This window comes from Delftia sp. ASV31 (genome assembly GCF_016428765.1).
In the GTDB taxonomy this organism is placed as follows: domain Bacteria; phylum Pseudomonadota; class Gammaproteobacteria; order Burkholderiales; family Burkholderiaceae_C; genus Comamonas; species Comamonas acidovorans.
Window position 1 is genome coordinate 41,816 of the sequence record NZ_JAELTK010000011.1, and the last position, 24,786, is coordinate 66,601.

At 65.9% G+C, this 24,786-nt stretch carries 22 protein-coding genes; 10 read left to right on the forward strand and 12 right to left on the reverse strand.

Going from position 1 to position 24,786, the window contains the following annotated elements; all coding sequences use genetic code 11:
* Nucleotides 1–67 precede the first annotated feature (67 nt).
* Genes JHD82_RS06240 through JHD82_RS06250 form a run of 3 tightly spaced genes read left to right on the forward strand, consistent with a single transcriptional unit; the run spans nt 68 to nt 1,181 of the window.
* On the forward strand, nt 68–379 hold the full coding sequence (locus JHD82_RS06240) for a DUF883 domain-containing protein (protein ID WP_012205816.1): 312 nt from the start codon (nt 68–70) through the stop codon (nt 377–379).
* A gap of 8 nt (nt 380–387) precedes the next feature.
* Nucleotides 388–807: a phage holin family protein gene (locus JHD82_RS06245; RefSeq protein WP_199135739.1), complete on the forward strand. Its 420-nt coding sequence runs from the start codon at nt 388–390 to the stop codon at nt 805–807.
* Nucleotides 808–809: 2 nt separating this feature from the next.
* Nucleotides 810–1,181: a hypothetical protein gene (locus tag JHD82_RS06250; RefSeq protein WP_199135740.1), complete on the forward strand. Its 372-nt coding sequence runs from the start codon at nt 810–812 to the stop codon at nt 1,179–1,181.
* A 152-nt stretch (nt 1,182–1,333) separates the two neighbouring features.
* On the opposite strand, the gene JHD82_RS06255 is transcribed toward JHD82_RS06250, so the two are convergent.
* Nucleotides 1,334–2,380, reverse strand: coding sequence for a quinone-dependent dihydroorotate dehydrogenase (locus tag JHD82_RS06255; protein ID WP_013802216.1), 1,047 nt, complete (start codon nt 2,378–2,380; stop codon nt 1,334–1,336).
* Nucleotides 2,381–2,414: 34 nt separating this feature from the next.
* Here JHD82_RS06255 and rpiA point away from each other — a divergent pair, with 34 nt between their 5' ends.
* Nucleotides 2,415–3,107: a ribose-5-phosphate isomerase RpiA gene (gene rpiA, locus JHD82_RS06260; RefSeq protein WP_034394207.1), complete on the forward strand. Its 693-nt coding sequence runs from the start codon at nt 2,415–2,417 to the stop codon at nt 3,105–3,107.
* 21 nt (nt 3,108–3,128) lie between these two features.
* On the opposite strand, the gene JHD82_RS06265 is transcribed toward rpiA, so the two are convergent.
* The 6 genes from JHD82_RS06265 to JHD82_RS06290 form a co-directional block, all read right to left on the reverse strand.
* A complete protein-coding gene (locus JHD82_RS06265; protein WP_233174644.1) occupies nt 3,129–3,503 on the reverse strand; it encodes a hypothetical protein in 375 nt (124 codons plus the stop codon).
* Nucleotides 3,504–3,543: 40 nt separating this feature from the next.
* Nucleotides 3,544–4,239, reverse strand: a complete 696-nt coding sequence (locus JHD82_RS06270; protein ID WP_199135742.1) for a glutaredoxin family protein — start codon at nt 4,237–4,239, stop codon at nt 3,544–3,546.
* A 207-nt stretch (nt 4,240–4,446) separates the two neighbouring features.
* Nucleotides 4,447–6,495 carry a M3 family metallopeptidase gene (locus JHD82_RS06275; RefSeq protein WP_199135743.1) on the reverse strand — a complete coding sequence of 683 codons (2,049 nt, stop codon included), beginning with the start codon at nt 6,493–6,495 and terminating at the stop codon, nt 4,447–4,449.
* A 75-nt stretch (nt 6,496–6,570) separates the two neighbouring features.
* Entirely contained in the window at nt 6,571–7,425 is an 855-nt protein-coding gene (gene folD, locus JHD82_RS06280; RefSeq protein WP_012205808.1) for a bifunctional methylenetetrahydrofolate dehydrogenase/methenyltetrahydrofolate cyclohydrolase FolD, read from the reverse strand.
* Nucleotides 7,426–7,509: 84 nt separating this feature from the next.
* Nucleotides 7,510–8,160, reverse strand: coding sequence for a response regulator transcription factor (locus JHD82_RS06285; protein ID WP_012205807.1), 651 nt, complete (start codon nt 8,158–8,160; stop codon nt 7,510–7,512).
* Nucleotides 8,157–10,730, reverse strand: a complete 2,574-nt coding sequence (locus JHD82_RS06290) for a PAS domain-containing sensor histidine kinase (RefSeq protein WP_012205806.1) — start codon at nt 10,728–10,730, stop codon at nt 8,157–8,159. The genes JHD82_RS06285 and JHD82_RS06290 overlap by 4 nt, the downstream gene beginning before the upstream one ends.
* A 320-nt stretch (nt 10,731–11,050) precedes the next feature.
* Here JHD82_RS06290 and aceE point away from each other — a divergent pair, with 320 nt between their 5' ends.
* From aceE to lpdA, 3 genes are read left to right on the forward strand one after another with little or no spacing between them, the layout of a single operon-like run.
* The gene (gene aceE, locus JHD82_RS06295; protein ID WP_013802222.1) at nt 11,051–13,768 is read left to right on the forward strand and encodes a pyruvate dehydrogenase (acetyl-transferring), homodimeric type; all 2,718 of its coding nucleotides are present in this window, start codon (nt 11,051–11,053) and stop codon (nt 13,766–13,768) included.
* 19 nt (nt 13,769–13,787) lie between these two features.
* On the forward strand, nt 13,788–15,479 hold the full coding sequence (gene aceF, locus JHD82_RS06300) for a dihydrolipoyllysine-residue acetyltransferase (RefSeq protein ID WP_199135744.1): 1,692 nt from the start codon (nt 13,788–13,790) through the stop codon (nt 15,477–15,479).
* Between the two features lie 15 nt (nt 15,480–15,494).
* On the forward strand, nt 15,495–17,339 hold the full coding sequence (gene lpdA, locus JHD82_RS06305) for a dihydrolipoyl dehydrogenase (protein WP_099733502.1): 1,845 nt from the start codon (nt 15,495–15,497) through the stop codon (nt 17,337–17,339).
* 141 nt (nt 17,340–17,480) lie between these two features.
* Here lpdA and JHD82_RS06310 read toward each other — a convergent pair whose 3' ends face one another.
* Nucleotides 17,481–18,410: a LysR family transcriptional regulator gene (locus JHD82_RS06310; protein ID WP_199135745.1), complete on the reverse strand. Its 930-nt coding sequence runs from the start codon at nt 18,408–18,410 to the stop codon at nt 17,481–17,483.
* 65 nt (nt 18,411–18,475) lie between these two features.
* Between JHD82_RS06310 and JHD82_RS06315 the strand changes: the two genes are divergently transcribed.
* Entirely contained in the window at nt 18,476–19,093 is a 618-nt protein-coding gene (locus JHD82_RS06315) for a LysE family translocator (protein ID WP_199135746.1), read from the forward strand.
* 188 nt (nt 19,094–19,281) lie between these two features.
* Here the strand turns inward: JHD82_RS06315 and JHD82_RS06320 are convergent, their stop codons facing one another.
* Nucleotides 19,282–19,989 (reverse strand): hypothetical protein, encoded by a 708-nt coding sequence (locus JHD82_RS06320; RefSeq protein WP_199135747.1) that lies wholly within the window; start codon nt 19,987–19,989, stop codon nt 19,282–19,284.
* Between the two features lie 133 nt (nt 19,990–20,122).
* On the opposite strand from JHD82_RS06320, the gene JHD82_RS06325 reads away from it, so the two are divergent.
* Entirely contained in the window at nt 20,123–21,388 is a 1,266-nt protein-coding gene (locus tag JHD82_RS06325; RefSeq protein ID WP_199135748.1) for a CynX/NimT family MFS transporter, read from the forward strand.
* Here JHD82_RS06325 and JHD82_RS06330 read toward each other — a convergent pair whose 3' ends face one another.
* Together JHD82_RS06330 and JHD82_RS06335 are read right to left on the reverse strand one after the other, a co-directional pair.
* A complete protein-coding gene (locus JHD82_RS06330; protein WP_199135749.1) occupies nt 21,389–22,414 on the reverse strand; it encodes an aromatic acid exporter family protein in 1,026 nt (341 codons plus the stop codon).
* A 193-nt stretch (nt 22,415–22,607) separates the two neighbouring features.
* Nucleotides 22,608–23,096, reverse strand: a complete 489-nt coding sequence (locus tag JHD82_RS06335) for an EVE domain-containing protein (RefSeq protein ID WP_199135750.1) — start codon at nt 23,094–23,096, stop codon at nt 22,608–22,610.
* A 129-nt stretch (nt 23,097–23,225) separates the two neighbouring features.
* Between JHD82_RS06335 and yghU the strand changes: the two genes are divergently transcribed.
* Nucleotides 23,226–24,065 (forward strand): glutathione-dependent disulfide-bond oxidoreductase, encoded by an 840-nt coding sequence (gene yghU / locus JHD82_RS06340; RefSeq protein ID WP_199135751.1) that lies wholly within the window; start codon nt 23,226–23,228, stop codon nt 24,063–24,065.
* Nucleotides 24,066–24,072: 7 nt separating this feature from the next.
* On the opposite strand, the gene JHD82_RS06345 is transcribed toward yghU, so the two are convergent.
* Nucleotides 24,073–24,750, reverse strand: coding sequence for a hypothetical protein (locus JHD82_RS06345; protein WP_199135752.1), 678 nt, complete (start codon nt 24,748–24,750; stop codon nt 24,073–24,075).
* Nucleotides 24,751–24,786: the final 36 nt, after the last annotated feature.

Below are 24,786 nucleotides of genomic sequence, written 5' to 3' on the forward strand. Positions count from 1 at the left end.
AGGTATCGGGCGACATGATTGCCTGCTCCCCGCTGTATTTGTTTTCACCTCAATAGAAAGGCTCATCATGACGAAATCGATCACTGACACCGTCTCCACCGCACAAGCCGATCTTGAAAAACTGGTCGGCGACCTGCGTGGTCTGCTGTCTGCCAAGGAGCTGGATGCCGTGCCGGAAATCCATATGCTGCGCCAGCGTATCGATGATGGCATGTCCAATGTGCGTGAGTCCGCGGTGCGTGCGGCGCAGGAAGCGGCCCGCCAGGCCAAGGATGCCGCCTACGCTGCCGATCGCTATGCCCACGATGAGCCGTGGCGCGTCGCAGGCGCGGCCCTTGCCATGGGCGCCTTGCTGGGCTTCCTGCTGGGTCGTCGCTGATCAACGGCATGCCTGACCAGAAAAGGATGCCTGTGAATTGGATTTCCCTTCTGGGTTTGGATGCCTGGGTTGCGCGCTGGCGCGCTTCCGTGATCGAGCTGGCCATTGCCGCAGAAGACCGCACGGACCTCGCGCGGCTTGAATGGGCGGAGCACAAGCGCAGCATGCAGACGATGGTCGTGCTGCTGATTGCGCTTGCTGGACTCAGCGTCGTGGTCATGCTAACGCTGTCGGTGGCCTTGCTCGTGCAGTTCTGGGACACCGAGCACCGCGTGCTGGTGGGCTGGCTGGTGGGCGGTGGCTGGCTGGCGATCTGGGCCATCGCCCTGTGGCAATTGCTTGCTGCCGTGCGCCGCCTGGCCCGCCCCTTCATCCTTACCCGCAACGAGCTGAGCCAGGACTGGCAGGCGCTGAAGAAGAGGCTGTAGCCATGGTCGATGCTTCCAACGCTTTCCCGTCCCGCAACGCTGTCACGCCGCCCGCGCCCACGGGGCTCAATGCGGAGCTCTGGGTCACATCCACCGTTGAGCAGCAGCAGGTGATGCAACGCATTGCCCAGCAGCGCGAGCGCCTCAAGGCGCGCTCTGCGGCCGTGGCCCAGGCCCGGGCATTGAGCCGCTCTGCCACCCAGGTGCAGCCCGATGCACCGCTGGTGGAGCGTGCCATCACCTTTGCGCGCCTGCATCCCGTGGCCGTGGCCGTGGCGGCCGGTGCCGCACTGATGGTGGGCCCGCGCAAGCTGCTGCGATTCGGCACCACCGTCATGCCCCTGATCCTGCGCTGGCAGCAGCGCAGGGGTTGAGGGCGGAGAAGCCTGCTTCTCTTTCAAAGAAAACGCCCGGCATGCCGGGCGTTTTCGCGTTCAGCGATCAGTGCGCCAGCACTGGCTGTATGGTGTCTTGACTCAGCCGCCTTGGCTCGAAACGCCAGGCAGCCACCTGTCTGGCACGGGCCTCAACGCAGCTGGGCTATGGCGCGTGCGGTCTCGGGCACCAGGGCAGGGCCTCGGTAGATCAGGCCGCTGTAGATCTGGACCACGTCGGCGCCTGCGCGGATTTTGCTGACGGCATCTTCGCCGCTGAGAATGCCGCCCACGCCGATGATGGGGTAGCGGCTGCCCAGGGCGGAACGCAGCTGGCGGATGACCTGGTTGCTGGCCTCGAGCACCGGCGCACCGGACAGGCCGCCCGTTTCCTGCGCGTGGGGCAGGCCCTTGACGGCTTCCCGGCTGATCGTGGTGTTGGTGGCGATCACGCCATCCATGCCATGGCGCTGCAGCGTGGCGGCGATGACGCCGACCTGCTCTTCATCCAGGTCGGGTGCGATCTTCACGAATACCGGCACCCGCTTGCCATGCTGCGTGGCCAGCTGCTCGCGGCGCTCGGCAATCGCACCCAGCAGGGCGTCCAGCGCTTCGTCGCTTTGCAGGGCGCGCAGGTTCTTGGTGTTGGGCGAGCTGATGTTCACCGTCACGTAGTCGGCATGCGGGTACACGCCGTCCAGCGCCTTGAGATAGTCGCTGGTGGCGTCTTCGATGGGAGTGGTGGCGTTCTTGCCGATGTTCAGCCCCAGCAGCATGGGTTTGCCCTGGGCGCGGGCCTGCGAGCGCTTGACGTTGCTCAGAAAGGCATCCAGGCCTTCGTTGTTGAAGCCCAGGCGGTTGATCAGCGCATTGCGTTCGGGAATGCGGAACATGCGCGGCTTGGGGTTGCCCGGCTGCGGGCGGGGTGTCACGGTGCCCACCTCGACGAAGCCGAAGCCCATGGCGGCCAGCGCGTCGATGCAGCGTGCATTCTTGTCCAGACCCGCTGCCATGCCCACGCGGTTGGGGAACTTGAGGCCGGCCAGTTCGACAGGGTCACTCACCATGGGCTGTGCCCACGCCTGCTGCAGGAGCGTGTTCTGCCCCTTTGCCATCAGGTTCATCGTGAGATCGTGGGCGGATTCGGGGTCCATGCCGAAGAGAAAGGGACGGGTCAGGGCGTAGGGGATCAGAGACATGGGGATAATCAAAGGATTACCTGGATTTTCCCTCATGACGACATCTGCTGCCTCTTTTTCCCAAGATGAACTCAAAGCCCTGGTCGGGCAAGCCGCTCTGGCCTATGTGGTGCCCGGCGAAATCGTCGGCGTTGGCACCGGTTCCACGGTCAACAAGTTCATCGATGCACTGGCCACCATCAAGGACCAGATCCCGGGCGCCGTGTCCAGTTCCGTGGCCAGCACCGAGCGCCTGAAGGCGCTGGGCATCAAGGTGCTGGATGCCAACGAAGTCGCCAGCCTGTCGGTCTACATCGACGGAGCCGACGAGATCGACGGCCGCGGCTACATGGTCAAGGGCGGCGGCGCCGCGCTGACGCGCGAGAAGATCGTCGCTGCGCTGGCCGAGCGCTTTGTCTGCATTGCCGATGCCTCCAAGCGCGTCGAGGTACTCGGAGACTTTCCGCTGCCTGTGGAGGTGATTCCCATGGCGGCTGCACAGATTGCGAACCGCTTCAAGGCCATGGGTGGCCGTGCCGAGATCCGCATGAAGGACGGCGCGCCCCTGGTGACGGACAACGGCCAGCACATTCTTGATGTACGTGGCCTGAAGATCGCCGAGCCCCTGGCCTTCGAGTCCGAGGTCAACCAGTGGCCCGGCGTGGTGACCGTGGGAGTGTTTGCGCACCAGAAGGCATCGGTCTGCCTGCTGGGCACGCCCGAGGGCGTGCAGACGCTCAACTATTGAGCGAAGGCCCTCCGGCCTCGGCTAGCCGAGGCTCTCGAACGCCACGGCGCCTGCGATCCACGCGAGCAGGGCCAATGCACCCAGGCACAGCGCGCGCAACGAGGCTTGCGCGCGCTGTTTTTTGTGGCGCTGCATGAGCAGGGCGATGGCCGCCAGCCCCGTGTAGGCGGCAAGGAACGCAGCCGTCGCCATGTAGTAGGCCAGACGGTTGAGGCCATTGCCCAGGCCTCCGTCATGCATGAACCACAGCGTGATCAGGCAAGGCACCAGCACCAGGCTGGCCAGCCTGAAAGGCTCGCGCCATGAAGGCCTGGCAACCAGGGTCCACGCGATGAGCGCGGGCAGGCCGACAAGCGTGGCAAGCCTTGCCATGGTCCAGACCACATCGGACAGCATGGAATCCACTGGCGGGCTCCTGATTGCGGCAGGTGCTTGCCTAGAAGCTCAGGCCTGCGGGGTTGTCGTTGGTGCGTGCACCAGGCGCTGGGGCGGGCATGGGGGTGCGCCGGCTGCCCGGCGCCTCGGCAGCGGCGGGTGCTACTGCGGGCGCCGATGCCGCCGCCGATGCAGCGGGCGCAGGCGTGGTCAATGGCTGTGCCGATGGCCGCTTGTACTGGGCCGGCAGTTGCGAGGTCGCAGGATAGCCTGCGGCATCCAGGTACTGAGTCCATTCGCTGGATGAGAAGCCGCTCAGGAACTGCTTGCCAACGGTGGCGAACGGCAGGCTGTTCTGGCCGCTGAGCTTTTGCAGGGCAGCGGCGTCCGCCTCGGTCTGCACCAGGCGTTCGGCATAGGGAATGCCTCTGGATTGCAGCAACTGGCGCGCGCTGTCGCAGGGCGCGCAGTCGGACGAGGTGTACAGCGTCACCGGAAAGCGGCCGGCGATCTGGCGCAGCGCATAGGGCAGGTTGGCATTGCTGTCAGCGGTGCCCGCGACTGACGGGGCGGCAGGCGCTGCCTGCTGCTGGGCGCTTTGGGCCGGGCGGTCCGAGAAAGTGACTTTTCCATCGGGGCCGACGATGCGGTACACCTGCTGCGCACCGGCCGGCAGTGCGGCGGTAAGGCAGGCGAGGGCGAGGCATGGCATCAGGTGGCGCAGGGCGCCGCGGCCAAGGCTGGGAGAAGACTGCATGGACGATCTCGGTTTCGGAAGAAGGGTTTCGTGCCGGGGGCCACCACTCACCGGATGGATGCCCGCACAGGAGTGCCTGCAAGCATAGCGTGCCATTCATCCTGGGCCATCTTCTGGAGCCACAGGATGTGGCTGCGCGAATCCGATGGGGTGGCCGGGCCAGGAAAAAGCGCCCCGTCGGGGCGCTGCAGACCTGGGACCGGGCTCTCAGGCCTGGGCCATGCCTTGGTGGCGCAACAGCGCATCCAGCTGGGGTTCGCGGCCACGGAAGGCCTTGAACGACTCCATGGCCGGGCGTGCCCCCCCGGCCTCCAGAATCGCCTCACGGTAGCGGCGGCCTGTCTCGGGGTTGGGGGTTCCGTCTGCCAGCATGGTTTCCTCGAAGGCCGCATAGGCATCTGCCGAGAGGACTTCGGCCCACTTGTAGCTGTAGTAGCCGGCTGCATAGCCGCCTGCAAAGATGTGGCTGAAGGTGTGGGCCGAGCGGCTGTAAGGGGGTGACGGCAGCACGGCCACCTCGGCGCGCACGCGGGCCAGCAGCGGCATGATGTCTGCCTTCGGATCGTGCTCGGTATGCAGCAGCATGTCGAACAGCGAGAACTCGATCTGGCGCAGCGTCTGCATGCCCGACTGGAAGTTCTTGGCCGCGATCATCTTGTCGTACAGGGCGCGCGGCAGCGGCTCGCCGCTGTCCACGTGGGCGGTCATGTGCTTGAGCACTTCCCATTCCCAGCAGAAGTTCTCCATGAACTGGCTTGGCAGCTCCACGGCATCCCATTCCACGCCCGCGATGCCTGAGACGTCGCGCTCGTTGACCTGGGTCAGCATGTGGTGCAGGCCGTGGCCGGTTTCATGGAACAGCGTGATCACGTCATCGTGCGTGAGCAGGGCCGGCTTTCCATCGACGCCGGTGGCAAAGTTGCAGACCAGGTGAGCGACCGGCGTCTGCAGCCTGTGGTTGTCAGGGCGCAGCCAGCGGGTACGCACATCGTCCATCCAGGCGCCGCCACGCTTGCCCGATCGCGCCGGCTGGTCCAGGTAGAACTGGCCGACCAGCTCGGGGCCTTGCGGCGTGCTGCGCTCGATGCGGTAGAACTCGACGGCGGGATTCCAGACCGGCGCCGCGTCGCGGCGGATGGCCACGTCGAACAGCGTCTCGACGATCTTGAACAGGCCGGCCAGCACCTTGGGCGCAGGGAAGTACTGCTTGACCTCCTGCTCGCTGAAGGCATAGCGTGCCTCCTTGAGCTTTTCGGAGACATAGGCCCAGTCCCAGGGCTGGGGATCGGCCAGGCCCAGCTCATCGCGTGCGAAGGCGCGCAGGTCGGCGACATCCTTCTCGGCATAGGGTCGGGCCCGGTGCGCGAGATCGCGCAGAAAGTCGATCACCTGCTGTGGCGAATGCGCCATCTTGGGAACCAGTGAAATCTCGCCGAAATTGCGGTAACCCAGCAACTGCGCCTCTTCCTTGCGCAGGGCCAGGATCTCCGAGATGTTGGCCGTGTTGTCGAAGCGGATGGCATCGCCCTCGGCCTGGTCGGAGGCGCGTGTCACATAGGCGTGGTAGAGCTTCTCGCGCAGCGCACTGCTGGCCGCGAACTGCATCACGGGCAGATAGCAGGGCATCTTCAGCGTGAGCTTGAAGCCTTGCTTGCCTTCGGCCTCGGCGGCGGAGCGGGCTGCCTGGCGCACATCCTGCGGCACTCCGTCCAGCTCCTCGGCCGTGGCGTAGTAGGCGAATGCATCGGTGGCGTCGAGCGCGTTCTCGCTGAACTTCTGCGTCAGTTCGGCCGAGCGTTCCTGGATCTTGGCAAAGCGCAGCTTGTCCTCGCCCCGCAGCTCGGCGCCGGAGAGCACGAAGTTGCGCATGGCATGGTCCCAGGCCGCACGCTGCTCGACATTGAGCGTGGCGGGGTCAATGGCCTTGTACTTGGCGTACAGGCGCTCGTCGGCACCCAGGCGCGTCCAGAATTCGGTGACCTTGGGCAGGGACTCGTTGTAGGCGGCGCGCAGCTCGGGCGTATCGGCCACGCTGTTGAGGTGGCTGACGGCGCCCCAGGCCGTTCCCAGCTTCTCGGTGGCGACATCGAGCACGGCCGAGATCGAATCCCAGCGCGCCGGAAAGTCGGGTGCCGTGACGGTCTCCAGGGCCTCTGCGGCCCCGGTCAGCAGGATATCGATGGCCGGGCCGACATCGGCAGGGCGTATGCGATCGAACAGGGGCAGGTCGGAGGATTCGAGGAGGGGATTGCTCATGCGTGTCAGATGCCGTCGGGTGCATTGAAATCAAGCGGCTCCCCAGGGAGCCGCCCGATGCTTGTCAGCTCCTGGTCAGCCGGCGGCGCGCTCGGCCGCCTCCATGGTGTTGACCAGCAGCATGGTAATCGTCATGGGGCCGACACCGCCGGGTACGGGCGTGATGAAGCCGGCCACTTCCTTGACGCCGTCAAAGTCCACGTCGCCGCAGAGCTTGCCTTCGTCGTTGCGATTCATGCCCACGTCGATGACCACGGCGCCAGGCTTGCACATGTCTGCAGTCAGCACATTGCGCTTGCCGACGGCGGCGACCACGATGTCGGCCTGGCGCGTCATGGCGGCGAGATCGGCCGTGCCGCTGTGGCAGATGGTGACGGTGGCATTGGCGGCCAGCAGCATCATGGCCATGGGCTTGCCGACGATGTTGGAGCGGCCGATGACCACGGCATGCTTGCCGCGCAGGTCCTTCATGCCGATGGATTCGAGCATCTTCATGCAGCCGTAGGGGGTGCAGGCCTTGAAGCCGACCTCGCCCACCATCAGCGCGCCGGCGCTGGCCACATGAAAGCCATCCACGTCCTTGAGCGGCGAAATGGTCTCGATGACCTTGTGGTCGTCGATGTGTGCGGGCAGTGGCAGCTGGACCAGGATGCCGTGGATGCTGGGGTCGTTGTTCAGCGCCTCGACGCGGGCTAGCAGTTCGGCCTCGGTCATCGAGGCATCGTACTTCTCCAGCACCGAATGAAAGCCCGCGTCCTCGCAGGCCTTGACCTTGTTGCGCACATAGACCTGGGAGGCAGGGTTGTCGCCGACCAGGACCACGGCCAGGCCGGGCGTGGTGCCGCGGGCCTTCAGGGCGGTGGCGCGCTGGGCGACTTCGGCACGCAGTTGGCGGGAGAGGGCGTTGCCGTCGATGAGTTGGGCTGTCATTGCAGTGAATACCAATAAAAATGCTGCTAGAGCTTGTTGATCAAGCGCTAGCAGCTCTTTGAAAAAAAGCGGTGGTGTCTTGGCTTATCCGGCGACGGCTGCCTTGGCCGCTGCAGCGGTCTGGCCCTGGCCCAGGGCGATCTTGAGCAGATCGGCCACGGTGTTGGCGTTGAGCTTTTCCATGATGTTGGCGCGGTGCGCCTCCACCGTCTTGATGCTGATGCCAAGATCGTCGGCGATCTGCTTGTTCAGCCGGCCGGCGACGATGCGCTCCAGCACCTGGGCTTCACGGCTGGTCAGCTTGGCCAGCAGCGCGTCGCGGCTGGCGGCCTGCTGGTGGCCGGCAAAGGCTTCGCGGGCATGGTCCAGCATGCGCTCGACCAGGTTCAGCAGTTCCTCTTCGTTGAATGGCTTCTGGATGAAGTCCAGTGCGCCCTTCTTCATGGTGTTCACCGCCATGGGCACGTCGCCGTGGCCGGTGATGAAGACGATGGGAAGGGGGGACTTGCGTTCGATCAGGCGGTCCTGCAGTTCCAGGCCCGTCATGCCGCCCATGCGGATGTCGACAATGAGGCAGGCGATCTCGCGTGGGTCGTAGCGCGAGAGGAAGGTCTCGGCCGAGTCGAAGCAGCGCACACGATAGTCCTTGCCCTCCAACAACCATTGCAACGAATCACGAACCGCTTCGTCGTCATCAACTACGTACACAGTGCCTTTTTTCGGGATCAAGCTCATGCAATCGTCCTTGTTGTGGGTTCAATGGTCGCTGCCGGCGTTGTCGCGTCGCCCGGCGGGGCCAGCGGCAGCCAGAATGAAAACCGGCAGCCGACAACCTCGGAACCATTGTAGAGGTTCTCGGCACGCATCCGGCCCTGGTGGGACTCGACAATGCTGCGGCACAGATTCAGCCCCATGCCCATGCCTTCGCTCTTGGTGGTGAAGAAGGCCTCGAAGAGGCGTTCCAGCACCTCGGGCGGCAGGCCCTTGCCGGTGTCCTGCACGTTGAATTCGATGACGCGCTGGTCCTCGATGGTGCGTGGCACCACGCGCAGTTCCACGTTGCGCTGGTGGCTGGGGCGGCCCGACTGCTCGATGGATTCGGCGCCGTTCTTCATGAGGTTGACCAGCACCTGCTCGATGAGGATGGTGTCGGCCATGATGGCCGGCATGCGCTCGGCCACGTGGTAGGTCAGCTGCACATTGCGGCGGCGCAGCTCGATCCCGGCCAGCTCCACGGCCTCGCTGACCATGTCGGTGACCTGGGCCAGGGTGCGGTTGGGCTCGCTGCGCTTGACGAAGGAGCGTATGCGCAAAATGATCTGTCCCGCGCGCTGCGCCTGGTGGGCGGTTTTCTCCAGCGCGAACTTCATCTGCTCTTCGGTCAGCGTGCCCTTTTCAAGCCGGGTGAGCATGCCGCTGCAGTAGTTGCTGATGGCGGTCAGCGGCTGGTTGAGCTCATGGGCGACGCTGGAGGCCATCTCGCCCATGGTGATCAGGCGGCTGACGGACTGGGCGTGCTCGGCCTGGCGATCGGCCTGCTCCTCGGCCAGGCGGCGCGGCGTGATGTCGGTGGCGATCACCATCTGGGCCAGGCGGCCGTCCACCCAGCTCAGGTAGCGCGATCGCACTTCCAGCCACTTGCCCAGTTCGGGCAGGTAGATCTCGGCGTTTTCGCTGCGTGCGCTGGTCAGCGAGTCGGTGGGCAGGCCCATGAGGCCGTCCTCGTCGTCCATGCCTTGCGGCTGCGAGCGCACGGGCAGCACGCCGGCCTGGGCGACGAGCTGCAGGTGGCCATCGGTCTGCGAGCCGAACCACTGCCGGTACAGCTTGTTGGCGAACAGCAGCTCGGCGCTGCCCAGCGGGGCGACGGACACCGAGGCGTCCAGCGCCTCCAGCACGATGGTGAAGCGCTCGTAGGAGGCGGACAGTTGCTCGCGGATGCGGTTGGGCTCGGTGATATCGGTCATGGACGACATCCAGCCCGTGTGCTGGCCATGGGCATCGATCAGCGGCGAGACATACAGGCGCGCATCGAACTGCGTGCCGTTCTTGCGCTGCACGCGCACCTGGAAGCCGCCGACGATGGTCTTGCCCGAAAGCTCTTCGCGCAGCTTGGAGTGCAGGTTGTCGTAGTCGTTGTCGGGCCAGTAGGAGTAGGGCGGCATCTGGCCGACCAGCTCTGACTCGCTCCAGCCCGTCATCTGGCAGAAGGCGGCATTCACATAGGTGATGCGGCCTTGCAGGTCCAGCGCGCGCATGCCGGTGAGCACGGAGTTTTCCATTGCGCGGCGGAAGTTGGTCTCTGCGACCAGGGCCTCCTGGGCGCGCTGGCGGCGGCGCGTGTGGCGCCAGGTGGCCAGCAGCAGCCATGCCGTCATCGCACTGAGCGTGCCCACCAGCCAGAACAGGCCGCTGCCGACCACGCCCAGCGAGGTGCGATAGGCCTGGGCACGCAGCACCAGGCTGTTGCCCACGGGGGCGACGGGTGCCTCGTCCTCGTTGGCAACGGTGCGCCAGCGCAGCAGTTCGGTGGCGGTCTGCTTGCGCGGTGTCAGCGGCGTGCCGGCCAGCACCTGGCCCCGGCTGTCGAGCATGGTCATGGCGTAGCGGGCCATGATTTCGGTGGGCGTTCCATAGCGCAGCAGGCTGTCGATGGAGTACTCGCCCAGCAGCTCGCCGATGTAGCGGCCGTCCTGTGCCAGCGGCACATGCAGTTGCAGCAGCGGCGCGGCTTCCCCCTTGTGGGCCAGTCCCTGCACGTAGATGGGTTGCTGCATCTCGCGCGCGAGCTGGTAGGCCTCCAGCGCGTCTCCGGCGCGCAGCACTTCACGCGGGATGCGCAGCTGCTCGCTGCTCACGGTGGGGGCGGACTGGCTGGCCAGGATGCGCCGCTGTGCATCGATCCAGGTGATGGACTGCAGTTCCGGGTACTGGCTGATAAGTGCTTCGGCGCGGCTGGCGAAGTCGGATTCGCCCAGGTCGTGGTTGCCTATGTCGCGCGCCATGCGCATCAGTTGCTCCTGGCGCTCCAGCAGGCGCAGGCGCACGCGTTGCTGCGCGTATTCCACGTCGCGGTGCAGCGCTTCCTTCTCGCGGTCTATCTCCTCCATGCGCAGGTACCAGAAGGAGGCGACGATGGCCGCCATGAACATCAGTACGGCCGCGAGGGGGGCGAGCGCCGCGAAGCGGTCCTGGCGCGTGGGAGAAAGACTGCGCCACCAGCTGCGCCACCAGCGCACTGGCGCGGCCACGCCTGCCATGGGGGCAGGGCTGTGCGTGCCGTGCTCGGAAGGGGAGGATTGCATGCGCCCAGTGTAGGGGAGAGTCTGACTGTTTTTAAGGAGTATTGGAGTCGCCGCCGAGGCGCTTCGGCGACGTTCTTTGGGGTCTTCACTGTATGTGCGTTTGCAGCAAAATTTCAAATTATGAAATCAAAAAGCACCATTTGAAATTCGAAAAAAGTATGCGACACTCGCCGAGCATTGAGGCAGTGAATCGGTATTTTCAAGTTCGCCAGACAGGGTCTGTGCCGCGCAAGGCGTGGTGAACTACCCGCCTGCGTTGGCGCGCTGCGCCGCTCACTGGTTCGACCCCAAGACGCTACCTTCTGCAAGGAGACATTCCCATGACAGCTCAGACTGACCCGCAAGGCAATGCAGGCGTTCCCGCCGGCCTGGACCAACAAGAATCGCGCGAATGGATGGACGCCCTGTCGGCCGTCATCGACCGTGAAGGCGCCGAATACGCGCACAAGCTGATCGAGGACCTGCTCGAACACGCACGCCAGAACAGCGTGGACATGCCTTTCTCGGCCAACACCGGCTATGTGAACACCATCGAGACCTCGCAGGAAGCCCGCTGTCCCGGCAACCTGGAAATCGAAGGCCGTCTGCGCGCCTACATGCGCTGGAATGCCATGGCCATGGTGGTCAAGGCCAACCGCCTGCACCCGCCCGAAGGCGGTGACCTGGGCGGCCACATCGGCTCCTTCGCTTCGCTGGCCAACATGTTCGCGGCCGGCTTCAACCATTTCTGGCACGCCGAAAACGAGAACCACGGCGGCGACTGCCTGTATATCCAGGGCCACGTATCTCCCGGCATCTATGCCCGCGCCTACCTGGAAGGCCGCATCTCCGAAGAGCAGCTGCTGAACTTCCGCCAGGAAGTGGACGGCAAGGGCCTGTCCAGCTACCCGCACCCCAAGCTGATGCCCGAGTTCTGGCAGTTCCCCACGGTGTCCATGGGCCTGGGCCCGCTGATGGCCATCTACCAGGCACGCTTCCTCAAGTACCTGCATGCCCGTGGCATCGCCGACACCGAAAGCCGCAAGGTCTGGGTGTTCTGCGGCGACGGCGAAATGGACGAGGTCGAGTCGCTGGGCGCGATCTCGCTGGCCGCGCGCGAAAAGCTGGACAACCTGATCTTCGTGATCAACTGCAACCTGCAGCGCCTGGACGGCCCGGTGCGCGGCAACGGCAAGATCATCCAGGAACTCGAGGGCGAGTTCCGCGGCTCCGGCTGGAACGTCATCAAGCTGCTGTGGGGCAAGGGCTGGGACGAGCTGCTGGCCAAGGACAAGGACGGCGTGCTCAAGAAGATCATGGCCGAGTGCAACGACGGCGACTACCAGTCGTTCAAGGCCAATGACGGCGCCTACGTGCGCAAGAACTTCTTCGGCCGCGATCCGCGCGCGCTGAAGATGGTCGAGCACATGAGCGACGACGAGATCTGGAACCTGCGCCGTGGCGGCCACGATTCGCAGAAGGTCTACGCTGCCTTCCACGCTGCCAATTCGCACAAGGGCCAGCCCACCGTGCTGCTGGTCAAGACCGTCAAGGGCTTCGGCATGGGCAAGATCGGTGAAGGCAAGAACACCGTTCACCAGACCAAGAAGCTGGGCGACGAGGACATCAAGGCCTTCCGCGACCGTTTCAACATTCCCATTCCCGACAGCCAGATCGCCGACCTGCCTTTCTACAAGCCGGCCGACGACACCCCGGAAATGCGCTACCTGCACGAGCGCCGCAAGGCGCTGGGCGGCTACCTGCCGCACCGCCGCGTGAAGGCCAGCGAGCAATTCACGGCACCGGCGCTGGATACCTTCAAGGCCATCCTTGAAGCCACGCCCGAAGGCCGTGAGATCTCGACCACCCAGGCCTATGTGCGCTTCCTCACGCAGCTGCTGCGCGACAAGGAAATCGGCCCGCGCGTCGTGCCCATCCTGGTGGACGAGGCACGTACCTTCGGCATGGAAGGCCTGTTCCGTCAGATCGGCATCTACAACCCCGCTGGACAGCAGTACACCCCGGTCGACAAGGACCAGGTGATGTACTACCGCGAGGACAAGGCCGGCCAGATCCTGCAGGAAGGCATCAACGAAGCCGGTGGCATGAGCAGCTGGATCGCGGCAGCCACGAGCTACAGCACGAGCAACCGGATCATGATCCCGTTCTACGTGTACTACTCGATGTTCGGCTTCCAGCGCATCGGTGACCTGGCCTGGGCGGCCGGCGACATGCAGGCGCGCGGCTTCCTGCTGGGCGGCACTTCGGGCCGCACCACGCTGAACGGCGAAGGCCTGCAGCACGAAGACGGCCACAGCCACATCCTGGCCAACACCATTCCCAACTGCGTGAGCTACGACCCGACCTTCGCCCACGAAGTCGCCGTGATCATGCAGGACGGCCTGCGTCGCATGGTGCAGAACCAGGAAAACGTCTTCTACTACATCACGCTGCTCAACGAGAACTACGCCATGCCCGGCCTCACGCCCGGCACCGAGCAGCAGATCATCAAGGGCATGTACCTGTGCAAGCCCGGCCAGAAGGTGCCTGAAAGCGGCCTGCGCGTGCAACTGCTGGGTTCGGGCACCATCCTGCGCGAATCCTTCTTCGCCCAGGAACTGCTGCTGGCCGACTGGGGCATTGCCGCCGACGTGTGGAGCTGCCCGAGCTTCAACGAGCTCACCCGCGACGGCCAGGACGCCGACCGCTGGAACCTGCTGCATCCGCTGGACACCCAGAAGGTGCCCTTCGTCACGCAGCAGCTGCAGTCGCACAATGGCCCGGTGATCGCATCCACCGACTACATGAAGGCCTACGCCGAGCAGATCCGCCCCTACATGCCCAAGGGCCGCACCTACAAGGTGCTGGGCACCGACGGCTTCGGCCGTTCGGACTTCCGCCGCAAGCTGCGCGAGCACTTCGAAGTGGATCGCCACTACATCGTGGTTGCCGCACTGCGCGCGCTGGCCGAAGAAGGCAAGATCAACGCCACCACCGTGGCCGAAGCGATCGCCAAGTACGGCATCAAGGCCGACAAGATCAACCCGCTGCACGCTTGAGTAAGAACGGGAGACACATATGGCATTGGTAGAAATTCAAGTCCCCGATATCGGTGATTTCGACGAAGTTGCTGTGATCGAAGTGCTGGTCAAGGCCGGCGATCAGATCAAGGCCGAGCAATCGCTGATCACCGTGGAGTCCGACAAGGCCTCCATGGAGATCCCCTCCAGCCACGCTGGCGTGCTCAAGGAGCTGCGCGTCAACATGGGCGACAAGGTCAAGCAGGGCAGCATCATTGCCGTGGTCGAGTCGGCGGAAGCCGCTGCCCAGGCACCTGCAGCCGCCGCACCGGCCCCCGCCGCTGCAGCCCCGGCCCCGGTGGCTGCGCCTGCACCGGCCGCTGCTCCCGCTGCCGCGCCTGCGGCCTCGGGCGCCGCCACGCAGATCGACATCAAGATTCCCGACATTGGCGACTTCAAGGACGTGGCCGTGATCGAGATGCTGGTCAAGGTCGGTGACACCGTGACGGCCGAGCAATCGCTGTTCACCGTCGAATCCGACAAGGCCTCGATGGAAATCCCGTCGCCAGCGGCCGGCACCATCACGGCGCTGACGCTCAAGATCGGTGACACGGTCAACGTGGGCGACGTGGTCGGCCAGATGAGCGTGCAGGGCGCTGCCGCGCCTGCAGCCCAGGCTGCGGCCCCGGCACCTGCTGCTGCAGCCCCTGCACCGGCCGCTGCTGCCCCGGCCGCTGCAGCTCCTGTGTCTGCCGCTGCAGCATCGGCTCCCGCCGCTGCACCTGCGCACAACCCCACCGTGGCGCCCACGGGCAAGCTGCCCCATGCATCGCCCTCGGTACGCAAGTTCGCCCGCGAGCTGGGTGTGCCGCTGGACGAGGTCAAGGGCTCGGGCAACAAGGGCCGCATCACGGCCGACGACATCCAGGCTTTCACCAAGTCCGTCATGGCGGGTGCCGTGCAGACCAAGGCCCAGGCCGCGACCGCTCCCAAGGGTGGCTCCGGCGGCGGCGCAGGTCTGGACCTGCTGCCCTGGCCCAAGGTCGACTTCGCCAAGTTCGGTCCGGTCGAGCGCAAGGACCTGTCGCGCATCAAGAAGATCAGCGGCGCCAACCTGTCGCGCAACTGGGTCATGATCCCGCACGTCACCAACAATGACGAGGCCGACATCACCGACCTGGAAGCCTTCCGTGTCTCCACCAACAAGGAGAACGAGAAGAGCGGCGTCAAGGTGACCATGCTGGCCTTCGTGATCAAGGCGGTGGTTGCGGCCCTCAAGAAGTTCCCCGAGTTCAATGCCTCGCTGGACGGCGACACCCTGGTCTACAAGCAGTACTTCCACGTCGGCTTCGCGGCCGACACGCCCAACGGCCTGGTGGTGCCCGTGCTGCGCGATGCCGACAAGAAGGGCATCCTGCAGATCAGCCAGGAAATGGGCGAGCTGGCCAAGAAGGCCCGCGACGGCAAGCTCGGCGCTGCCGACATGCAGGGCGGCTGCTTCTCGATCTCGTCGCTGGGCGGCATCGGTGGCACGAACTTCACCCCCATCATCAACGCCCCTGAAGTGGCCATCCTCGGTCTGTCCAAGGGCCAGATGAAGCCGGTGTGGGATGGCAAGCAATTCGTGCCGCGCCTGACGCTGCCGCTGTCGCTGTCTTATGACCACCGTGTCATCGACGGTGCCTCGGCCGCGCGCTTCAATGCCTTCCTGGGCCAAGTGCTTGCGGACTACCGCCGCATCCTGCTGTAAACGGAGGCCCGACACATGGCAATCATCGACATCAAGGTGCCCGACATCGGCGACTTCGCCGAAGTGGGCGTGATCGAACTGCTGGTCCAGCCCGGTGACACCGTCGCCAAGGACCAGTCCCTGATCACCGTGGAGTCCGACAAGGCCTCCATGGAGATCCCCTCCAGCCATGCCGGCGTGGTCAAGGAACTCAAGGTCAAGATTGGCGACAAGATCGCCGAAGGCGGCCTGATCCTGACGCTGGAGGCCGCTGGCGAGGCGGCCGCCGCACCCCAGGCGGCAGCACCGGCCCCTGCAGCGGCGGCTCCAGCGCCTGCCGCTGCAGCGCCCGCAGCATCGGCTCCCGCTCCGACCGCAGCCAGCTATGCCGGTGGCGCGGCCGATTACGACTGCGACGTGGTCGTGCTCGGCGGCGGTCCTGGCGGCTACTCGGCAGCCTTCCGTGCGGCCGATCTGGGCCTGAATGTGGTCATCGTCGAGCGCTACAAGAGCCTGGGCGGCGTCTGCCTGAACGTGGGCTGCATCCCGTCCAAGGCGCTGCTGCACGTGGCCGCCGTGGTGGACGAGGTCAAGCACCTGGAGGTGGCCGGCGTCAAGTTCGGCGCGCCCGAGGTCAACATCGACCAGCTGCGCGGACACAAGGACAAGGTCATCGGCAAGCTGACCGGCGGCCTGGGCCAGATGGCCAAGATGCGCAAGGTCACCGTGGTGCGCGGCTACGGCAATTTCGTCGGCGCCAACCACCTGGAAGTGGAAGAGACCACGGGCGATGGCCAGGAAAAGACCGGCAGCAAGAAGATCGTGCAGTTCAAGCGCGCCATCATTGCCGCCGGCAGCCAGGCCGTGCACCTGCCCTTCATGCCCAAGGACCCGCGCGTGGTGGACTCCACCGGCGCGCTGGACCTGGCCAGCGTGCCCAAGCGCATGCTGATCCTGGGCGGCGGCATCATCGGCCTGGAAATGGGCACCGTCTACTCCACGCTGGGCGCACGCCTGGACGTGGTGGAGATGATGGACGGCCTCATGCAGGGCGCCGACCGAGACCTGGTCAAGGTCTGGCAGAAGATGAACGCGCCGCGCTTCGACAACATCATGGTCAACACCAAGACCGTGGGTGCCGAAGCCACGCCCGAAGGCATCAAGGTCAGCTTCGCGCCTGCCAAGGACGGCATCACCGTGCCCGAGCCCCAGGTCTACGACCTGGTGCTGCAGGCCGTGGGCCGCACGCCCAACGGCAAGAAGATCGCTGCCGAGAAGGCCGGCGTGGCCGTCACGGACCGCGGCTTCATCGAAGTCGATATCCAGATGCGCACCAATGTGCCCCACATCTTCGCCATTGGCGACGTGGTGGGCCAGCCCATGCTGGCGCACAAGGCCGTGCACGAGGCCCATGTGGCCGCCGAAGTCATCGCCGGTGAACTGCAGGGCAACAAGGAGCTGGCTGCCAGCGCCTTCAATGCCCGCGTGATCCCCAGCGTGGCCTACACCGACCCGGAAGTGGCGTGGGTGGGTCTGACCGAGGACCAGGCCAAGGCACAGGGCATCAAGGTCAAAAAGGGTGTGTTTCCCTGGACGGCTTCGGGCCGCGCTATTGCCAATGGCCGCGACGAAGGCGTCACCAAGCTGCTGTTCGATGACAGCCCCGAGGCGCACGGCCATGGCCGCATCCTGGGTGGCGGCATCGTCGGCACGCATGCGGGCGACATGATCGGCGAGATTGCGCTGGCCATCGAAATGGGTGCCGACGCTGTGGACATCGGCAAGACCATCCACCCCCACCCCACGCTGGGCGAAAGCCTGGGCATGGCGGCCGAGGTGGCGCACGGCTCCTGCACGGACCTGCCGCCGCAGCGCAAGTAAGCGCAAGGCCGGGCGTTCAGGCCTGGCAAGAACAGAAAGGCAGCTTCGGCTGCCTTTCTGCTTTGGGAGACTCAGACAAGGACACAGACATCAGGCCGGACACCGGTCCAGACATAGGCACGGCAAAGGGGGCAGACCTGTTCAGGCCTGGGCGCGCAGCCACTGCAGCAATTGTTCGTGCACGCCATCTGGCGTGGGCGGAGCGGGGGACAGCAGGCAGTAGCGCGAACCGTCCTCGACAAAGCCCATGGGCGCTGCCAGCACGCCGTTGGCGATGTCGTCGCGCACCAGTTGCCAGGGTCCGATGGCCAGTCCCATGCCTGCCACGGCGGCCTGCAGGCTGAAATAGAAATGGTCGAACTGCAGCTGGGATCCCGACGGCGGCGGCTGGCCGCTGTGCTCTGCCCATGTGGACCAGGCCCCCGGGCGGGTGCGGCTTTGCAGCAAGGGCGCCTCCGGGCGCAGCCCGGTGGCATGCCCCTCGTCGGAGCGCGTGCACCACTGTGCCAGCCGCTCGGGCCGGCAGACCGGGCCTATGCGCTCGGCAAACAGGGTCTCCGCATGACAGCCCGCTGGCGGAGAGAAGTCATCGCGCCGTATGGCCAGATCGATGCCGTCCGCGAAAGAGAAAGGCCCGCCGCCCGCCATCAGGTGCAGCTGCAACTCCGGGTGTTGTTCCTGGAACTGGGGCCAGCGCGGGATCAGCCAGCGCATGAGCAAGGTGGGCTCGCAGGACAGCACCCAGCGGCGCGCCTGCTGCGCGCGCGAGCGCAACTCCTGCGTGGCCTGGCGCATGCGCTCCAGGCCTTCGTGCACGGCCTGGGCCAGGTGGCGGCCCGCCTCGGTCAGGAAGACGCGGCGGCTGCGGCGGTCAAACAGGGTCACGCCCAGATCGTCCTCCAGCAGGCGCACGGCCCGGCTGATGGCGCCATGGGTCAGGTGCAACTCTTCTGCCGCCTTGCTGAAGTTCTCCCGCCGGGCGGCCGCTTCGAAGCAACGCAAGGCCTGCAGCGACGGCAGCCGCTTGCTCGGGGTATGTGAGTTGAGTTCACCAACTGTGTCAGAAAACATCGTTATGTATTTTCATGGAAGGCCAATACTATCCGGCGCGTTGCATTGAATCGAATGGATAACCGATGACCGAATGGATAGCTGTAGTCACCATTACCTTGCTGGCCGTCATCAGCCCAGGGGCGGATTTCGCCATGGTCACACGCAACAGCCTGCTGCGCTCGCGCCGCGCGGGCCTGCTCACGGCGCTGGGCATTGGCCTGGGGGTGCTGGTCCATGTCGGCTATACCTTGCTCGGGGTCGGACTGCTCATGCAGCAGTCCACATGGTTGTTCGACGTGGTCAAGCTGCTGGGTGCAGCCTATCTGATCTATCTGGGCGTGACCATGCTGCGCAGCCGCCCGGAGGGCGATTTGCCCAGTCAGCCCGTGGCCGCGCTCTCCGACATGGCGGCACTGCGCACGGGCTTTCTGACGAATGCGCTCAATCCCAAGACCACGGTGTTCGTGGTCAGCCTGTTCCTGCAGATCGTGGGACAGGACACGCCGCTGGCCACGCAGATGGCATATGGCGGATTCATCTCGCTGGCCCATGTGGCGTGGTTCTGCATCGTGGCGATGTGCTTTTCTGCCCAGCGGGTGCGTGCACGGCTGTTGGCCGTGCGGCATTGGATAGACAGGGCCTTTGGCGGCATGTTGGTGGGGTTTGGTTTGCTGCTGGCAACGGCCAAGCTGCGGCTGTGACGTGGTGATGGTCTGACAGGAATTGGTGGGGGAGGACGGGCAGGCAGGCGGCTGCTGCCCGGCATGCGAGGCCTGCGGGGTGCCATCTGGTACCTCGCAGGCTTGGCTGTTTCTGTCGAGTGTCAGGTTCGCCCGGCAAGCGGGCCGGCGTCCCAGTGGTTTGCTGTTCGACCCGGCGCGGCAGGTGTTCATGGTAGGGGCGTGCCATCGTCTCCATGGTGAACGCCGACGCCAAGGCCTGCTCCCATGCCCAGGCCGCCCATGCCTGCGGCGCCCATTCCTGCGCCACCACCGCCGCCGCCACCGCCACCGCCCTTGCTTGAAGCGCCGGATTCCGCGCCACCTTTGCGCGCCCCGCCCGTCGTGCCGCCCGGACGCGTGGGGCCCTGGTTGGGAACGCGCAGGCTGTCGGGGATCGGCTCCAGATCCAGCGCTTCGCGGATGAAGGCGCGCAGCGAAGTGACGAGTGCCGCAGTCTCGACAGGCTGGCCTGCCACCATGTCCTGGGCCGCCTGGGCGGCCATGCGCACCTGGTCCTGCGTCCCGAGCAAGATGACATCGGACAGCGCGGCTTCGACCGCATCGCGAATGCGCCGTTGGCGCTCGCTGCCAAAAGCCGGTGGTGCATCGGCATCGTCGGCGGCGGGCCTGCGCAGATCGCGCAGGTGCAGGGGATTCACATGCAGCGTGCCCGTGAAGGAGCCGCCCAGCGTCTTGTAGGCGGCGATAAGCGACTTCAGGCGTTCATTGATCTGGCGGTTCTCACGCTCGCGCCGCTTTTGCACGGTCTGCATGAACAGCAGGCGAATGCCCATCATCAGGCAGGTGACCAGCAGCAGGCCCAACACCGTGGACAGCAGCGAAGACCAGGAGCTGAAATCTAGTGATGAGCGCATGCGCGAGGCCTCGGGAGTTGATCCAGGCCTTCAGTGTGCCTCCATGCAGACGGGGCGGCGGGTAAGAAGAGTGCTGTTTGCAGGCGCCGCTTGGCCTATGCTTTCGATACTTCACACATCAGCGACAGGGCGCATGGCATGCGCCCCCGGGAGACAGCATCCAGTGAAAACAACGAAGCAGGGGGTGCATCCCTCATGGATCGTCGTGGCGGCCGGCGTCAGCGCGGCTCTGCATGTAGGCAAGCTGCCGCCGGCTGTGCCGGTGCTGCAGCAGCAATTGGGCCTGTCCCTGCTGCAGGCCGGCTTTCTGCTTTCCACCGTGCAGGTGGCCGGCATGGTGCTGGGCCTGGTGGTGGGTCTGGGTGCAGACCGCTGGGGGCTGCGGCGCAGCATGCTGGCAGGCCTGCTGCTGATGGCGGGTGCCAGCGCCCTGGGCGCCACCTCTACGGGGTTTGCAGCGCTGCTGGCCTTGCGTGCCGTGGAGGGGCTGGGCTTTTTGCTGGTGGCCATGCCGGGGCCGGGTCTGATCCGGCGCTGCGTGGCGCCAAGCGATCTGAGCGCGCGCATGGGCTGGTGGGGCACCTATATGCCGTTGGGCAGTGCCATCGGCTTGCTGCTGGGGCCGTGGGTGATGGCCTGGGCATCCTGGCCCGCATGGTGGTTGCTGTTGGGGCTGATCTCGGCACTCGCATGGGTCGCCGTCTGGTGTGGCGTGCCGGCAGACAGGCCGGTGCCCCTTGGTGCGTCGGTGGCGGGCGGTGGCTGGCGTCCTCGCCTGGCGTTGACCCTGCGCAGCCGCGGACCCTGGTGCGTGGCTGTGGCCTTTGCCGTGTATTCAGGGCAGTGGATGGCCGTCATCGGCTTTCTCCCCACGGTCTATGCCGAGGCTGGCCTGGGCGCCGCATTGTCGGGCACGCTGACGGCCGTGGTGGCGCTGGCCAACATGGTGGGCAATGTGGCCTCGGGCCGTTTGCTCCAAGGCGGCTGGAGCGCCACACGCGCCTTGCGCCTGGGGTTTGGCTGCATGGCGGCGTGTGCGCTGCTGGCCTATCTGCAATGGCAGGGGCAACCGCTGGCGCCGTTGTGGCTGCGCTTTGTGGCGGTGGTGTTGTTTTCGGCGGCGGGCGGGCTGATTCCGGGCACCCTGTTTTCCATGGCCGTGCGGCTGGCCCCCGATGAGTCCACGGTATCGACCACGGTGGGTTTCATGCAGCAATGGTCCAGCGTGGGGCAGTTTGCAGGCCCGCCTCTGGTGGCGGCCGTGGCCGTGCAGGCGGGCGGATGGCAGTGGACCTGGGTGGTGACGGCGGCCATGTGCGCCATCGGCTGGTGGCTGGCCGGCGCCATCGGGCGCATCGGCGGTGCGGCTGCAGCGCCGCGCGGGCGCGCTGCAGTCTGATCACGCGTCGCGCGATCCTATCAACGCCTTCAGGGCTTCTTCCATCTGCTGCGCATGGTCCAGCGCGGGCAGCCAGGCCTGGGGCACCGGCTGGGCGGGTGCCTGGGGAGCGGATGCGGCCAGTTCGGCCAGGGCGTCATCGGGCTGCAGGGCCACCACGTTGCCGTTGGCGGATAGCTGGCGGCAGGCATCGACCAGCCATTCACAGTGCAGGACGATGGCGCGCGGCATGAGGCCACTGTCATGCGACATGCCGCGCACCAGGCTTTCGCCCAGCAGCAGTGCGCTGGCATACAGGCGCACGGCGTGGCGGTCATAGCGCCCGGTGATGGTCTGCAGCCCCGCGCCACCCAGGCGGCCGCGCAGGGACCAGCGGCTGGCGCTTTGCGCCTCCACCATGGCTGCGCGCAGCGCGCTCAGCGCATCGCTGCTGCGTGTGAGCTGGCCCAGCGCGACGGTGGCATCGGGCGTGTCGTGGGTGGCGGTGGCGCGCAGGGTGGCTTCCAGCCCCTCGGCCAACTGGCCCAGCAAGGCGCTTGCCGAGCGCGACACGGCGCGCAGCGGATTGGCCGTGAAGATCACCTGACTGAACATCAGGCCGACACCGGCGCCCACCAGTACGTCAACCAGCCGGGTCTCGCCCGCGGCGCTCGGCCCCATGCTCAGCACCAGCACGACGGAGACGCCCGCCTGTATCGGGACGACCGGCGGCTGCCCGAGCATGGCGGCCAGAGACAGGGCGACCAGCGAGGCCAGACTCAGCCGCAGCAGCGGAATGGTGTCGGGCAGCAGCCAGGCCAGTTCGCCGACGATGATGCCGATGGCGCAGCCCAGCACCAGGCCCCAGGTCTGCTTGAGGTGGCTGGGCAGTCCGGGCGCCAGGCAGACCAGGGCGGTGACGGCGGCAAAGACGGGTTTGGTGTGGCCGAGCAGGTAGTGGGACAGCTCCCAGGCCAGCATCGCACCCAGGGAGGCGGCGATGGCGTCGCGCAGCGCCAGCCGCAGGCGGCCGGGCGCAGCGGCCATGCCGCTCTTGGGAGTTCCAGGGGGTGTTTTTGCTTTTGCTTTTCGCCAACGCACGAAGATTCTCCCTCCAGCATGCGAAATCCAGGTTCGCAAATGCCCAAAAGCATAGCGGCCGGTGCAGGTCCGGCGTGCAGGAGAGAAGCTTCTTGCTTGTAAGAAAGCAGCCCGCGGCGGGGCGGGGCGGGTCGGCAGCTCAGGCGGGTTGGAGCAGGCCTTCGATGAAGGCCCATTCCTCGGGCGTGACCGGCGTGATCGACAGGCGGTTGCCCTTTTGCAGTACACGCATGCCGGCAAGCTCGGGATGCTCGCGCAGCTCGGCGATCTGCAGCGTGCGTGTCTTGCGCAGCGCCTGCACGTCCAGCGTGAGCCAGCGTGGCTTGTCGGGCGAGGACCTGGGGTCGTAGTAGGGACTGCGCGGGTCGAACTGCGAGGCATCGACGCGCAGGTTGCCTGCAATGCGGGCGATGCCGTAGATGCCGGGCTCGGCGCAACTGGAGTGCCAATACAGCACCCCATCGCCCACCTGCATGGCATCGCGCATGAAGTTGCGCGCCTGGTAGTTGCGCACACCGTCCCAGGCGATGGTGGCCTGCGGTGCGGCCAGCGCGTGGTCTATGGAGAATTCGTCGGGCTCGTTCTTCATGAGCCAGAACTGGCGGGCGGAGGTGGGGGCGGCAGTCATGCCGCGATTGTGGCAAATCCCCGGGCGCCGTGGCGGCGTTCCCCGCACGCCGGCAAGAGCGCGCCGGTGACGGGACAATCACCTTCAGCCGGGCACCTCTCCCCAGCCCGCGAACCACAGGAACCCTGCATGACCGACAGCTCCACCTATGTCCCGCCTGCCGTATGGCAGCCAGCGCCTTCGGGCGGCACCTTTGCCAACATCAACCGCCCGGTCGCCGGTTCCACCCATGACAAGGCATTGCCGGTGGGGCAGCAGCCGCTGCAGCTGTATTCGCTGGCCACGCCCAACGGCGTGAAGGTCACCATCATGCTGGAGGAGCTGCTGGCGCTTGGCCATGCCGGCGCGGAGTACGACGCGTGGCTGATCCGCATCAGCGAAGGCGACCAGTTCTCCAGCGGCTTTGTCGAGGTCAATCCCAATTCCAAGATCCCGGCGCTGTTGGACCGCAGCGTCGAGCCGCAGGTGCGCGTGTTCGAGTCAGGCTCCATCCTGCTGTACCTGGCCGAGAAGTTTGGTGCGCTGCTGCCTGCCGAGCCCGCTGCGCGCACCGAGACGCTGAACTGGCTGTTCTGGCAGATGGGGTCGGCACCTTACCTTGGCGGCGGTTTCGGGCATTTCTATGCCTATGCGCCCGAGAAGTTCGAGTACCCCATCAACCGCTTCACCATGGAGACCAAGCGCCAGCTCGATGTGCTCGATCGCCAGCTGGCCCTGCACCCGTTCATTGCAGGGGCCAACTACAGCATTGCCGATATCGCCATCTGGCCCTGGTATGGGGCCCTGGTGCTCAACGAGGTGTATGGCGCGGCCGAGTTCCTGTCTGCCCATGAATACACGCATGTCATGCGCTGGGCCAGGGAGATTGCCCAAAGGCCGGCCGTGCTGCGCGGCCGCCGCGTGAATCGTACCTGGGGAGATGAAGCCACCCAGGTGCCCGAGCGCCACCAGGCGTCGGACCTGGGCTGATAGCCGTCTACTGGGAGCGGCCCCAGGGGCCGCGATCGGGCTGGCGCCAGAAGCGCGAGCGCTTGCCGGAAGGCTCGGGGGCGGGCTCGGCCTCGCGCCCGTCCTTGTCGGCCTTGTCGGTCTTTTTTGCCTTTTCCAATTGCTGACCTGTCTGCTCGACCTTGCGCGCCGTGCGATCCAGCCGTGAGGGAATGTCGAGTTCTGCGTGCTCGACCACACGAATGCAGTCCTGGATATGCCGCTCGCCCAGATAGCGCAGCGTGGCATAGCCCAGCGCTGCCGCTGCAGCCTGGCCTGCCAGCGGCACGTACTTGGCGGCCTGCGTGGCCGTCATGCGCATGCCGGCCGCGCGCGCCAGGCGCACCACCATGTCGCGCGTGATCAGCTTGCCGATCAGCACCGAGCCCACCATGGCCACGGCCTTTTGCACCTGCTCGCGCTTGCCGGGTTCCAGCTTGTCCAACTGTTCGGGCGTGAGGCCGAATTCGCGGTTGATGCGTGGCAGCAGCCGCGCCAGCAGGGCCGCATCCACCAGCCAGTCCAGGCCCGGAATGGGCAGGCTGCTGGCCGCTGCGCCGACCAGCGCACGCCGGTGCAGCAACTTGCGCGCGCTCTCGGCCGCTTGCGCCACATCGTGGCGCGGTGGTGGAGGGGGAGGGGTTTTGTCCGATGTGCGAAAGATCATGCGTGCCAGTGAGGACGGGGCAGATGTCGATCAGGA